The 13,082-nt window shown below is 43.9% G+C and carries 12 protein-coding genes; 7 read left to right on the top strand and 5 right to left on the bottom strand.

All coding sequences use genetic code 11. The features are described from left to right. Positions 1 to 4 precede the first annotated feature (4 nt). Both QT992_RS01805 and QT992_RS01800 read right to left on the bottom strand, forming a co-directional pair. Entirely contained in the window at positions 5 to 1,033 is a 1,029-nt protein-coding gene (locus QT992_RS01805) for a hypothetical protein (protein ID WP_333335418.1), read from the bottom strand. Positions 1,034 to 1,179: 146 nt separating this feature from the next. Beyond that, positions 1,180 to 1,740 carry a hypothetical protein gene (locus QT992_RS01800; protein WP_333335421.1) on the bottom strand — a complete coding sequence of 187 codons (561 nt, stop codon included), beginning with the start codon at positions 1,738 to 1,740 and terminating at the stop codon, positions 1,180 to 1,182. Positions 1,741 to 1,930: 190 nt separating this feature from the next. Here QT992_RS01800 and QT992_RS01795 point away from each other — a divergent pair, with 190 nt between their 5' ends. The 4 genes from QT992_RS01795 (at position 1,931) to QT992_RS01780 (ending at position 5,102) form a co-directional block, all read left to right on the top strand. Next, complete coding sequence (locus tag QT992_RS01795) at positions 1,931 to 3,016, top strand: T4 RnlA family RNA ligase (RefSeq protein WP_333335425.1); 1,086 nt, start codon at positions 1,931 to 1,933, stop codon at positions 3,014 to 3,016. Between the two features lie 149 nt (positions 3,017 to 3,165). Beyond that, entirely contained in the window at positions 3,166 to 4,062 is an 897-nt protein-coding gene (locus tag QT992_RS01790) for a phosphatase domain-containing protein (RefSeq protein ID WP_333335428.1), read from the top strand. Positions 4,063 to 4,066: 4 nt separating this feature from the next. Further along, complete coding sequence (locus QT992_RS01785) at positions 4,067 to 4,444, top strand: hypothetical protein (protein WP_333335431.1); 378 nt, start codon at positions 4,067 to 4,069, stop codon at positions 4,442 to 4,444. A gap of 73 nt (positions 4,445 to 4,517) precedes the next feature. Beyond that, a complete protein-coding gene (locus QT992_RS01780; protein WP_333335433.1) occupies positions 4,518 to 5,102 on the top strand; it encodes a Uma2 family endonuclease in 585 nt (194 codons plus the stop codon). Positions 5,103 to 5,356: 254 nt separating this feature from the next. Here QT992_RS01780 and QT992_RS01775 read toward each other — a convergent pair whose 3' ends face one another. Then, positions 5,357 to 6,892, bottom strand: a complete 1,536-nt coding sequence (locus QT992_RS01775; protein WP_333335435.1) for a mercuric reductase — start codon at positions 6,890 to 6,892, stop codon at positions 5,357 to 5,359. A gap of 16 nt (positions 6,893 to 6,908) precedes the next feature. Beyond that, positions 6,909 to 7,640, bottom strand: a complete 732-nt coding sequence (locus QT992_RS01770; protein ID WP_333335437.1) for a TVP38/TMEM64 family protein — start codon at positions 7,638 to 7,640, stop codon at positions 6,909 to 6,911. Positions 7,641 to 7,717: 77 nt separating this feature from the next. Between QT992_RS01770 and QT992_RS01765 the strand changes: the two genes are divergently transcribed. Continuing rightward, a complete protein-coding gene (locus QT992_RS01765; protein ID WP_333335439.1) occupies positions 7,718 to 8,746 on the top strand; it encodes an isochorismatase in 1,029 nt (342 codons plus the stop codon). A 271-nt stretch (positions 8,747 to 9,017) separates the two neighbouring features. Further along, positions 9,018 to 9,506 (top strand): hypothetical protein, encoded by a 489-nt coding sequence (locus QT992_RS01760; RefSeq protein ID WP_333335442.1) that lies wholly within the window; start codon positions 9,018 to 9,020, stop codon positions 9,504 to 9,506. A gap of 353 nt (positions 9,507 to 9,859) precedes the next feature. Here QT992_RS01760 and QT992_RS01755 read toward each other — a convergent pair whose 3' ends face one another. After that, positions 9,860 to 10,882 (bottom strand): cysteine peptidase family C39 domain-containing protein, encoded by a 1,023-nt coding sequence (locus tag QT992_RS01755; RefSeq protein WP_333313147.1) that lies wholly within the window; start codon positions 10,880 to 10,882, stop codon positions 9,860 to 9,862. Between the two features lie 570 nt (positions 10,883 to 11,452). Here QT992_RS01755 and QT992_RS01750 point away from each other — a divergent pair. After that, positions 11,453 to 12,907: a methyl-accepting chemotaxis protein gene (locus QT992_RS01750; RefSeq protein WP_333376418.1), complete on the top strand. Its 1,455-nt coding sequence runs from the start codon at positions 11,453 to 11,455 to the stop codon at positions 12,905 to 12,907. Positions 12,908 to 13,082 lie beyond the last annotated feature (175 nt).

The raw sequence follows: 13,082 nt of genomic DNA, 5'->3' as shown, positions 1-13,082 counted from the left end.
AAATTTAACGTTGCCCTGCTTGAAGTGCAGAATTTGCTATCTGGACAACTTCTTGCTGCCGTGCGTTTTTCCTTGTGACTCGGTACAGCACCCCCAGCCTTTGCCACTCAACAAAAGCAGTGCAGTAAGCACCGCAATTATTGAAATAAATCCCCCTGAATCCGCCCGCCAATTCAACGCTTCTGTAAGTATCCTGCGGCAATCGCGAAGGCGGCGAAAACGGTTCATTTCTTTTAGCTTCGATTGTGCCGAAATAACAAGCTCCCGCACGGCATCCTTTGCCTAAATACATTCCCACAATGTAACCGCCGGCACCGGCTTGCACATCAAAATCAAGTTGCTGAATGTCAGATAAAGGAAGTCTACTCGGAAGAAAAACAGGCACTTGCGTTTTGCCTTTGATTTGTCTAAAGATGTTACTAGCAGGAAAACGACTGTTAGCTTGGTTTGCACCTGAGTTATCGGGGATTGGGGGAAACTTTTGCACAAAATTCCTCCACTGCACAACTCTATTTTTAGCAATGTTCAAAGTGGGAATAGAGTATTTTTCTAGCGCAAAAGAAGGGCGACCATTTTTCAGGTTGAAGCTGCGGCGAATCACTGTAATTTCTGGTTTCCCTAAGCCGTAAGCTGTGGCTGTGGAACGGGCGAGATTGCAGCTAATTTTGAAGCGTCCCATCTCAATATTGCCATTTTCCCCTTGATAAGACCAATTGTAACCCTCAGAAGCCCGATCGCGATCGCACAGAAAATGAGAAATCTCAAACATCTTGGCAATATGAACATCGTACAACCGCAAGTTGCGGCTGCCGACAGATTTTTCAGTGTTGCGATCGGGTACAATAAATTGTATCGGTTGCCAGCTATCTTCAGGGGAATAATTAAACCAGCGGATTTCTGTAATCGGGAGTTCAGTCCTTGCTAACGCTGAGTTTGGTGTCCAAGGTGCGTGAAGCGAAGCTATCCCCAAGGGAATCGTAAAAGCAGTCACCACACAAGCAAAAATCGCCGCAGATAGCCATCTTCTCCTCATCCTGATTTCCCCCGAAGTAGGTAAGCGCAAAAAAACCATAGCATCTTGTAAGGGGCGAGTGCGAGTTAAGATATATCAAACAATAACGGTAAGGTGCGCGCTTACGCACCCTACATATAGAAGTTGTGCCTCCCCGACTGCCCAACTTAACGCTTCCCAGCTTGAATAGCAGAATTTCCTATTAAAATTAAATCCGATTCTCGTCCGTTCTTAATGGCGACGGTATACATAAAACCCTGAGTTTTCCACTGAAGAGTTGCTGTGCAGTAAGCCCCGCAACCGTTATGAAAAACTCCTTTCACTCCGCCCGCAAGTTTGACATTTTTTAACGTCTTAGTTACCCCTTCTAGTTTTGTAGTAAACTCCCCGCCTTTTTGACCTTGAATTGACCCAAAAGTGCAAACTGTCGTACCGCCGCAATCTGGTTTATACTCGATTGAAATACTATAGCTGTTTGCTTGTGCTGTAGTTGGATAGTACATTTTTTGCGAAACCGGAATCCTGCTGGGAATAAAAATAGGCACTTGCGTTTTGCCTTGTAACTTTGGCAAAATTTCACTTACCGGAAACGCAGTGCCTCCTTGAGCAATTTGTGCTGTGCCCGATTGTCGCAGCGACAATTGCGAAGATCCAAAAACAACCGAGAGAGGTAATAAAGCAGTTAATACACCAGCCGAAGTAGCCAAAAGTAAGAATTTTTTATTCACGATATTTTTCCTTAATATTCCAAGATTTTAGTTGGGCGGCGAAGCGCATTCACCTATGTACAACCCTAATTCAAAATACCAAATTAACATTCGCTTTTCCGGGAAAAAAGTTTTTTGACTATCTTGACAAGGTTGCCAGAATATGAAGTCATATATAATATAGAGAAGGCGAGCAATTTAGGAGTCGATCGTGGAACTGCAAGAGTATTTGCGCCAGTACGGATTGGAAACTTTGTCCGAAACTTATCATATCAAAGTTACCCGCCACCGCCAATATCCCGATTTAGTCTGTCTGAAATACTCGCAGATAGAATCTCCCTTGGGCGAAAAAATAGTCCAGCAGTGCCGAGGCATTATTTTAGATTCATCTCAAGATTGGCAGATAGTTTCTTATCCCTACGACAAATTTTTTAATTACGGGGAAGGCCACGCCGCTGCAATTGATTGGAGTCATGCCAAAGTTTATGAAAAACTAGACGGTTCTCTGACTGTACTGTATTTTTACAAAGGAGAATGGAGAGTGCAATCTAGCGGCACTCCCGACGCCGCCGGCGAAGTTAATGGTTTTGGGTTCAGCTTTGCCGAACTTTTTTGGAAAGTCTGGCAAGAATTAGGATATCAATTGCCACAAGAAACCGACGAGTGTTTTATCTTTGAGTTGATGACGCCTTACAATAGAATAGTTGTCCAGCAACAAAACAATCAAATCGTGCTGCACGGGGTTCGCAACACTCAAACGCTGCTAGAAACCGATCCGAGTATTTGGGCTAATAAATACGGCTGGGAATTGGTAGCATCCTATCCTTTAACTAGCTGGAAAGAAGTTATCGAAGCGGCTCAACATTTAGATCCGATGAATTCGGAAGGGTATATTATCTGCGATGCTAACTTCAACAGAGTTAAAGTAAAGTCTCCGCAATATGTCGCGATTTCCCATCTGCGCGAAGGGTTTTCGACCCGCCGCATGATACAAATTGTTTTAACTAATGAAGGAGAAGAGTTTTTAGCTTATTTTCCTGAGTGGAGTGAGTTGTATCAAAAAGTTAAAGACAAATATCAATCTTTGGTTGAAGAAATCGAGGAAGCTTACCGACAGCACGAACATATCGAAGTTCAGAAAGATTTTGCATTAGCTGTGAAACATTTGCCGTATTCCGGGATTTTGTTTTCTTTGCGGGCCCGAAGAGTGGCGGGAGTGAAAGAAGCTCTCCGTGATGTTACTATTCATAAAATAGAAGAGTTATTGGGTTTAGATTACATCCATCTAGGTTTGTGAAGAAGAAGGCACGACACGGATTTTGACACGGATACACGGATTAATTATCGAGCGTGAGGCAGATGTTTAAGGAAGAGGGAAGTTCGGCAACGGATTATGTAACGGATGTAACGGATGGAATGAAGAGGTAAGTATTTAAACAATGCCCAATGCCCAATGCCCAATGCCCAATTACCAATTACCAATTGCCAATTACCATGAAAAGAGTTCTTGTACTTGTCGGTTTACCTGCTTCGGGAAAATCTCAATTTGCTAGGGAATTGCTGCTGTCTGAACCTGCAAAGTGGGTGCGTAGCAATAAAGATTTGCTCAGAGAAATGGCTCACGCTTCTCATTGGTCGCCGGCGAATGAAAAGTTTATTTTGCAGTTGAGAGATACGATTATTTTGATGGCTTTGGAAAGCGGCAAGCACGTCATTGTTGATGATACTAATTTTGGCCCTCACATCGAGCATATCAAGGAGTTGGTTAAAGGTAAAGCTGTTGTGGAAGTTAATGATTCTTTCCTACAAGTTCCGGTTGAGGAATGTATTAAGCGGGATTTGAAAAGGCTTAATTCGGTGGGCAAAGATGTGATAATGAAGATGTACAATAAGTACGTGCGGGTTCCCGTTGTGCCGCCTGAATATAACCCGGATTTGCCGGATGCAATTATTGTCGATATGGACGGCACATTAGCGCTTCTCAATGGCAGAAATCCTTTTGATGCTTCTACGTGCGATCGCGATTTGCCCAATCAGCCCGTCTTAGATACCGTTCGTAAGTGGCAGTCCAGCGCCCATATTATTGTAGTGTCTGGCCGCACAGATGACTGTCAGCCTCAAACTGAAAAATGGTTGCAGCAGTACGAGGTCAATTATGCCAATCTTTATATGCGGAAAACGGGAGATATGAGGAAGGATTCGATAATTAAAGAGGAATTCTATCGGCAGCATATTGATGGAAAGTATAACATTAAGTTTGTTTTGGACGATCGCCAGCAAGTTGTTGATATGTGGAGGTCGTTGGGAATGACTGTATTTCAAGTAGATGAAGGGGATTTTTAAAATTATGAAAACTGAATTTTTTGCCCCTTGCTGTGAGGCTATTGAAGACAACTTATACATCGGTTTTTCTGAAGCAGAAGGGGGCGAACATTATTTCATCCTAACACGAAAAGAAGGCTCTGAAGCAGAGACTGTTCCTAACAGAAAAAACATCTATGCAGAATTGGACGATGAATACTGGACAGAAGATGCAGGCATCGATTTTGTTACTCTTAGTCGCGATCGATTTACTGTTCGCTTTGGTTCCGATACTATAACTCTTCTAGAATGCGATGAGGTCGCAATTACTTTCTCCTTAGAAGACGCTGATTTTGAAAGGTTAAGGCACGTATTACAGAAGATAATGCGGGGTTATGAAGATAGATTGAATTTAATTGATTAGTCAATTGAGTGCCGGTGAGGCTGCAGCTAGCTCTAATGCTATAATCCAAGTAACAGTGACAAAAAATTTTGTTATGATATCTATTCCCCAAGCACCCCAAAAAATGACGGTTGAGGAATATCTCGAATGGGAAGCTCAACAAGAGATTCGCCACGAATATGTCAACGGCGAAGTTTTTGCCAGGATGGGTAGTACAATTCCCCATAACGATATTGCACTTAACTTTTACACTGCTTTGTACCCGCATCTGCGTTCCAGAGGCTGTCGGATGAACGTGTCAGATGTGAAATTGCAAGTCAGTTTTCAAAGCAGTTACTACTACCCGGATGTGATAGTCAGTTGCGATCCAGAAGACATTAATTCGCGCAACTTCATTCAGAATCCTAAAATCATTGTGGAAGTTCTTTCTCCCAGTACAAGTGCTAAAGATCGGGATGAAAAATTCACTTGTTACCTAAAAATTCCGACTTTGCAAGAGTATATCTTGATTGATTCACAAAAGATTTTTGTTGAGCGTTACTGTCGGGGAGAGGGGAGAATGTGGCTGTACTATTCTTACACTGCTGGGGAGATTCTCACTTTATCAAGCATTGAGTTTGATTTGCCGATCGCACTTTTGTATGAAGGTGTGGGATTGGAAACACAAACAGAAACGTAAATGGGAATATTGAAAACTGCAATCTCTGTAGGGGCGGGTTCACCGAAATCTTTAACATAAATCCAACAATCTGATAAACCCGCCCCGCCCCCGCCCAATTTTACATCAACATTTGATTCAATAAATTAATGGTAAATTTTTATTTTATATCGGGTGGGGGCGGGTTTAGGAGATTATTAATTTTTTCCATAGATGGTTGGTGAACCCGCCCCTACGGTTCAATTGTACCTGGTGTTGATTCAATACAGTTCAAACTATCGAGTCCAAGCCAGCCAGCGATTAAACAAATTTTTCACAAACGGAGTCAAACGAGTGCGATTGTAAGCATCTCCCGCTTTCCGAATTGCCTCAGCTTGCGTCGGATACGGGTGAATTGTGCTAGCAATCTTTCCCAAACCAATATTGTTAACCATTGCCAAAGTAATCTCGCTGATCATATCCCCAGCGTGTCGGGCTACAATAGTTGCACCTAATATTTTATCGCTGCCTTTCTTGACGTGAATTTTCACAAATCCTTCCTCTTCGCCGTCAATAATTGCCCGATCGACTTGACTAAAAGCAATTAAAAATGTATCGATATCAATGCCTTTTTCCTTAGCCTCGTGTTCCCCAATTCCAACGCGGGCAATTTCCGGGTTTGTGTAAGTACACCAAGGTATCATCAAAGCGCTGAGCTTTTTGCGCCCGAAAAATAGAGTGTTTTGAATTACCATCCTCGCGGCAAAATCAGCAGCGTGAGTAAATTTATGTTTCATGCAAATATCCCCAGCGGCATAAATGCGGGGATTAGTAGTTTGCAAGTTGTCGTTGACAAAGACGCCAGTTTGTGTATCGTATTCGACACCTACAGCCTCCAGATTCAATCCTTCGACGTTGGGCGATCGCCCTGTACTCACAATAATTTCATCTACTGTTACCGATGCTTCCTTACCTTGAGACTTATAATAAATTACTTTGCCTGCATTTGTTTTCTCAACGCGCTCTATTTGGGATTCTAGTATTAGTTGAATTTCTTCGCGTAGAAAACCCTGCTGCACGATTTTAGCAGCCTCCGCATCTTCCTTATCTAAAATCTGAGCATTTTTGTGCAGCAATACGACTTCGGAACCCAGCCGCCGAAAGGCTTGAGCCAATTCGCAGCCGATCGGCCCTGCGCCAATTACGGCCAAACGCTGAGGTCTTTCTGTCAGGTTAAAGACAGTTTCATTTGTCAGATATCCAGCTTCTTGTAAACCTGGAATTTGTGGTTGTCGCGCCCTTGCACCTGTGGCAATTACTGCTTTTTTAAAGCGAAGAGTTTGCCCCCCAACTTCTACTGTATTATTGCTAGTAAAACGACCGGAACCTAAGAAAACATCGACTCCTAATTTATCTTGGTAGCGTTGAACAGAATCAACATCGCTGATTCCCGCCCTGATGCGGCGCAGCCGTTCCATCACAGCGGCAAAATCCACTTCTACACTGTCAGGAACATTAACACCAAATTTATTTGCTTCCCAGATATCGCCAACAGTGCGGGACGAGCGAATTAAAGCTTTTGACGGCACACAACCGACATTCAAACAGTCGCCGCCCATCAAATGTTTTTCAATCAAAGCAACTTTCGCGCCCAAACCTGCGGCACCGGCAGCAACAATTAATCCAGCGGGCCCCGCGCCAATTACTACTAAATTATAAGAACTAGCCGGCTGCGGATTTACCCAATCGGGCGGATGCAAATAGGAGACTAATTTCTGGTTGTGCTCGTCCATCGGGGGGACTGTTACGCGATCGACTTTTGACTGCGACATGGGCAAATTATCCTAATTAAATACTTTCTTCCAAAGCTTTGCTGGCTATGCGAGTGATAAAGACAGTAACAGCGACTGTAGCCAGAAAACTGATAATATTAATCAACCATTTTACTGCGGAATCTTGAGGACTTGCATACACAGTTTCCGTGCCTATCGCAGCAACCTCTCCCACCAAAGAACCAGAGTAAACGTACATAATTGTACCCGGTATCATGCCAAAGGAACCTAGCACGTAATCTTTCAAAGAAACCTGAGTAATTCCTAGAGCGTAATTCAATAAATTGAAAGGAAATAAAGGACAAAGACGAGTCAAAAAAACTATTTTTAATCCTTGTTGGGAAACTGCGCGATCGAGAGCTGTAAACTTGGGGTGAGATTCCATATATTTTACCACGCGATCGCGGCACAAATAGCGCCCGATCGCAAAAGCAAATACAGCACCTAAAGTGGACGCCGCAAAGACGTAAACCGAACCCCACCACAAACCAAAAATCGCCCCCCCTCCCAGCGTCAGTACCGAACCCGGTACAAACAGCACAGTCGCCAAGTTATAAGTAGCGACAAAAGCCACCGGCCCCCACCACCCTAAATCCTCGATCCGCATTAACAGAGTTCTCAAAACATCTTGAACGTAGGCGGATCTAGTTGCTACAATTAAGAGAGCGAGCAAAAGTGCGATCGAAAAAAACAACACTATGCGTTTAAATTTTACCCTAGCATAATCTTGGATTCGTGCTTTTGCCATGATTCACCCGCAAATATTTATCAGCATTATACTGCAAACTTAAATTATTACTGTAAACTACCCTAAAAGCGATCGTCATGACACCAAAAGTCCAACTTCCAATCCCCGAACATTTCGACCCCAAAAAAGTAGGCGAAGTCTGGCGACTCCCCTACCAAGAACGCGCCGCCCAAGCCAAAGAGTGGGCCAAGCAGCACAGCATCCAGCCCGCCACCAGCGACAAAAATCAGATTTGTTTGCTCATAATAGACGCCCAAAATACCTTTTGTCTGCCCGAATTTGAATTATTTGTGGGCGGGCGTTCCGGTAGCGGTGCAGTAGACGACAACCGGCGGCTGTGCGAATTTATCTACCGCAATTTAAACGCAATTACAACCATTGCGCCGACAATGGATACCCACACCGCCATGCAAATTTTTCATCCAATCTTTTGGATAAACGAAGCAGGCGAACACCCCCTACCAGCCGCCACATCAATTACTTTAGAAGACGTGCAGCAAGGCATTTGGAAAGTCAATCCAGCCGTCGCCAACAGCATCAGCGGGGACTATTTTTCAGCATTGGAAAAACACGCTTACCACTACGTCAAAAAACTCAGCGCCGATGGGAAATATCCCCTGACAATTTGGCCCTATCACTCGATGCTGGGTGGCATTGGACACGCGCTGGTTTCTGCGGTGGAAGAAGCAATATTTTTTCATACTATAGCCCGCAACAGCCAAGCACTTTTTGAAATCAAAGGCGGGAATCCACTGACAGAAAACTATTCGGTTTTGCGGCCAGAAGTGTTAGATGGGTTCGACGGCAATCCGATTGCTGAAAAGAATGCTAAGTTTATTGATAAATTGCTCGATTTTGATGCGGTAATTATTGCCGGACAAGCCAAAAGTCACTGCGTTGCTTGGACAATTGATGATTTGCTGACTGAAATTTTGGCGCGCGATCCGAATTTGGCAAAGAAGGTTTATTTGCTGGAAGATTGCACTTCGCCTGTGGTTGTTCCGGGTGTTGTTGATTTCACGGAACAAGCAGATGCAGCTTATCAAAAATTTGCGGCGGCGGGAATGAATATTGTTAAATCTACTGAGTTAATTCTGGGCGATTAAAGACGAATGTTTTCTCTTGGAGTTTTCAGTGCAAAAAAAGTATACATGATTAACCAGAGGCGGTAATTTTGGTTCGATTGGCACTCGGCTGCGATCGCATTTAACTGATTACTTATGATATCATATACCAATCCTAAATCATTTGTGAATTTCTTACTCCCTCCCCTTTGTAAGGGGAGGGTTGGGGTGGGGTAAAACATTTACGACTCCTGCAAGGATTGCCATATCCGATAAATCACTTACTAGAGAACCGTAGTTAAGGAGTTTCCCGATGGCTGAAAGCGAAATTTATAGTGTTGTTCTTTTTCGGGATGCGAGTGTGCGAGCAATTTCAAAACTATCGGTAGCCATCGCCACGACTATTCTGAGTACAGTTGTAACTGCAACCCAAGCCTACGCAGTTCCCGTCACCTACGATTTCACTATCACTGTTACCAAAGGCGGGTTAGCGGGCAATTCATTCAACGGTTCCTTTAGCTACGATGATGCCAAATTGAAGGGAAAAGGAGTGGAAGAATTGGGAATTACTGACGGATTAACGACCTGCCTAAATTACCTTGGACGCACTTATCGCGAAACCGATGATACCAGTTATCCTACCTTTCCCACACTCAGATTTGAGGATGGCAAGATCACACAACTAGACTTTTGGATTCAGCCGAATAAGCGAGTTAATTGGTGGAATTTACCTGGATGGGAAGTCAAGCTGTCTGAGCCTAAAATGGGCGATTCAACTGTTCCCAATTGTCAAAAACGGTGAGGCGTAGCCAAGGTGCGATCGACCGTAAAAATATAGCAGGAATGAGATGTAACTGCCTACGCTTACGGTAATTTCATGCAGCCACGCTACCAATGTGCGATCGCCGATTATCTGCTGGGGCGATCGAATCTTTGCGATCGCTAGGAACGGATGCTATCATGTCCGATCGAGCGATTAAAAGGGCGGGTTTTTGAGATTGTCAATTATTGGCAGATATTTTCCGTGAACCCGCCCCTACCGTATTATGGGTAATAGACCGGAAATAATATGACTCAAAGATTGTTTGAAAAAAACCGCATGATTCCTCTTCCCTGTCGGTCAACAGTTCCTCTGCGGTTGACGATTTTCAATAACTATTTCCCATCCAATCTGGGGACTTCTTGCAAAAAACTGCCGCTCAACATTAACTCAGTCATCCGGTCTAACTTGCCACTGACTTTTAATTTTTTATCTGTTTGAAAGCGCTCGATATCTGCTTGCAAATTACCCGAATTATATCCTAATTTACTCAAATAGTCCATAGCTTGTTTGTCACTTAACCAGATATCCGCAGAACGAAAAATCGGCACGTATTCCTCGCGCCAAACCTGGGCAAAAGTTGCTCTATCTAAATAGAAAATCCTGCCCCGCGCCGGGTCTCCAATGGCCGCTACACTGTCATTCATTCCCAGCAAAGCGACCGCGTGGGGTAGCTTCCGAGGGCCGTCAAACAGCCAAACTGCTAGCACTCCGGGGCGATTAATTTGCTGAATTTGCTCCCAAGTTGGCGTTAGTTCGATCGCATTTATGCCCAAAGCTCTTGCTGCTATTATTAACTGTGGCATCGAAGTTCCCAAGCGACTCGTGCCGGCAAAACGCGCTACACTCGATTCCGTCGCGTCGATTCCCCAACGCCTTAACACTGTTGCTAGCGCCGCGGGGGCGCAACTGCTGTTAGATGTTTGTCGAAATACACCGTTTGGCTGCAAATTATCTATTAAATCATCGTGAATTGGCGCCATAAAATAGTTTTCAGCGCCTGTAAATCCTCCCAATCCCAAGCAACCAATTAAGATTACTGCGATTACTTGCGCTCGCGCTGTCAACCAACTTATACTAAAGCCAATACCGCAGACTCCCATCAGCATCACTCTGAGTAAAGTCCAAGTAACTCGCATCCCGTGAAAACGCCACTCGATCGGCAAAGCAGGCATTTGAGGCATATTTAGAGCCAGTAGCAGCAAGGCAATATAAAAACCCAAAAACAGCAGGGCGATCGAGTTTCTGCCCTTAAACAAATCGTTAGCCGTCACTCCAGAGCGAACTAACACCCGCCCGAAGCGCATTCCCCAGACAAACAGCACCGAACCCAGCACCAGCGTCACTACTATTTCCATGAACTCAAAATTTTGTTGCTTAACTAGGTTGTAACATTTATGCGATCGACTTGAACCCCAATCAATAGTGGGAGAGAGGAAGAGTGGGAGAGAGGAAGAGTGGGGGAGAGAATTTGACCACGAATTTCAAAGGTGGTACCCGCCACGTGATTTATCCGTGGAATCAATCCAAAATCGAAAATCCTCACGCCCCCGCATTTATCCGTGGGGTCGCCTCTAAAATCTCAAATCTAAAATCTAAAATCGATTGACGATGTTTGGGGTTGGTTCCTGAATTTCTCGCTACAATCGAATAAACAGGGTTTATCCAAAATCCAAGCAGGTAAAACAACCCTTAATTCTCAAGGCTTTGACCTGCATAGCTTGCTCGATATGAAGTTTTTTCAGGTTTTTCTTGATGAGTCTGAGTCAAGGGTTGAGAATGAGATAATTCCGCTACCTAACCCAACAGGAGGTATTGCCATGTTTGCCAACTTAAAGCTGAGAAGCCGGAGGCTACTGGGATATGCAGTTACCCTTGCTTTGTAGGCGATTAATTTGTTCGTTTTTTAAATATAGGAAAAATTTAAGATGATTAACTTCAAATCCACAAAATTAAGAGAGCGTATTCTGTGGGGATATTCCCTACCGATTTTGCTTTCAGTTGGAGCAGCTACTTTGGTTTTCTTTAATGCTAAAGAAGTCGAACAGAAAGCAAAAATTCTAAATAATTCTAATGCTGTTGTTATAGCCTTAAAAGCTCAACAGCTAGGATTTGCAGGTATGCAAAAAGCTGCTCGCGGGTATTTTTTGGCAAAAGATAGTGCTTTCTTAACTGAATACAATGAAGAGGCAAACAGCTTTGACAAATCCTATCAGGATTTACTTGAGCGGGCACAAAACCCGCAACAGCGCCAGCGGCTAGATGAAATGAAGGTCTTAAAAAATCAGATAGAGCAAGGCTATAAACAAGCCTTTTCTTTGGTCGCTCAAGGTAGGCGAGACGATGGAGTTAACTTATGGAAGACACAAATTGTACCAAAGCTTCGTCAGGTTGATGCTATAGCTAAGGAGTTTCAAAGCACCGAGGAAGGGATTTTAATCGAGCAAGAAAAAGAGCAAATTCAAGCTTTGCAGTTCCTGACTACAGTGGTGATTTTAAGCACGGCTGTAGCTGCACTTACGGCAATTGCGATCGCTCTGTGGATTGCTTCAGGCATTGCAAAGAGCATGAATCAGTCAGTCAATATGATTGTTAGTTCTTCCACAGAGATTGCGGCCACAGTAGAACAGCAGGAACGCACAGCTACACAGCAATCTAGCTCTGTAAATCAAACGACAATCACAATGGATGAGTTGGGCGCGGCTTCCCAACAATCAGCCCAGCAAGCCCAAGCTGGTGCGGAATCTGCACGGCAAGCTTTAAAGAGCACTGAAAAGGGAACCCTAGCAGTGGAGCAAACCCTGGAATCGATGACAATATTGAAAGAAAATGTCGGGGCAATGGCGGCACAAATTCTGCAATTGAGCGAACAAACCCATCAGATTGGGAATATCTCTACTGATGTCACAGATTTAGCAAATCAAACAAATATGCTGGCACTGAATGCCTCAGTAGAAGCAGTGCGGGCGGGCGAAAACGCCAAAGGTTTTACTGTCATAGCCACAGAAATCCGCAAACTAGCAGATAAAAGTAAGAAATCAGCCGAGAAAATTAACCGCCTAGTCGATGATATCAAGAATGCGATAAATTCCACCGTAACGGTGACAAAGGAAGGTACTAAAACAGTAGAAGAAGGAACCAAAATCAGTCAAGAAACGGCAGTAGCTTTCTCGGAAGTAGCAAAGGCTGTTAACAATGTGGTATTGAACAATCAACAAATTTCTCTAACTGCTCAACAACAAGCAGTGGCCATTAAACAAGTAGTGGAGGCGATGAACACCCTCAACCTAGCGGCAAAAGAAACAGCTAGTGGTATTACTCAAACCAAAGTAGGCACTCAACAATTGAACGATGCAGCCCAAAATCTCAATTCAATTGTCTAAAGGGTGCTCAGTGTTTTGGGCTAGCAGATTAGCCATTGATAGCATTGAGTCATGAATTGATCTGGCCGCCCTCGCAGCTTGTCAAACCTGCGGCATCCAAGTCAATCGATTTTAGATTTTAGATTTTAGATTAAAGAATTGAAGCATTGACTTGCGCGAGATAAATACGTTCGGC

Origin of the sequence: Microcoleus sp. T3_D1 (assembly GCF_036700405.1) — a bacterium.
Taxonomy (GTDB): Bacteria; Cyanobacteriota; Cyanobacteriia; order Cyanobacteriales; family Microcoleaceae; genus Microcoleus.
The sequence above is the reverse complement of the archived record's forward strand: the minus strand, read 5'-3'. Positions and strand labels throughout refer to the sequence as shown.

Bases quoted from the DNA above. Each gene is read 5' to 3' on its own strand.
- QT992_RS01805 (WP_333335418.1), bottom strand. From the start codon at position 1,033: ATGAGGAGAAGATGGCTATCTGCGGCGATTTTTGCTTGTGTGGTGACT.
- QT992_RS01790 (WP_333335428.1), top strand. From the start codon at position 3,166: ATGCCCAATGCCCAATGCCCAATTACCAATTACCAATTGCCAATTACC.
- QT992_RS01785 (WP_333335431.1), top strand. From the start codon at position 4,067: ATGAAAACTGAATTTTTTGCCCCTTGCTGTGAGGCTATTGAAGACAAC.
- QT992_RS01780 (WP_333335433.1), top strand. From the start codon at position 4,518: ATGATATCTATTCCCCAAGCACCCCAAAAAATGACGGTTGAGGAATAT.
- QT992_RS01775 (WP_333335435.1), bottom strand. From the start codon at position 6,892: ATGTCGCAGTCAAAAGTCGATCGCGTAACAGTCCCCCCGATGGACGAG.
- QT992_RS01770 (WP_333335437.1), bottom strand. From the start codon at position 7,640: ATGGCAAAAGCACGAATCCAAGATTATGCTAGGGTAAAATTTAAACGC.
- QT992_RS01765 (WP_333335439.1), top strand. From the start codon at position 7,718: ATGACACCAAAAGTCCAACTTCCAATCCCCGAACATTTCGACCCCAAA.
- QT992_RS01760 (WP_333335442.1), top strand. From the start codon at position 9,018: ATGGCTGAAAGCGAAATTTATAGTGTTGTTCTTTTTCGGGATGCGAGT.
- QT992_RS01755 (WP_333313147.1), bottom strand. From the start codon at position 10,882: ATGGAAATAGTAGTGACGCTGGTGCTGGGTTCGGTGCTGTTTGTCTGG.
- QT992_RS01750 (WP_333376418.1), top strand. From the start codon at position 11,453: ATGATTAACTTCAAATCCACAAAATTAAGAGAGCGTATTCTGTGGGGA.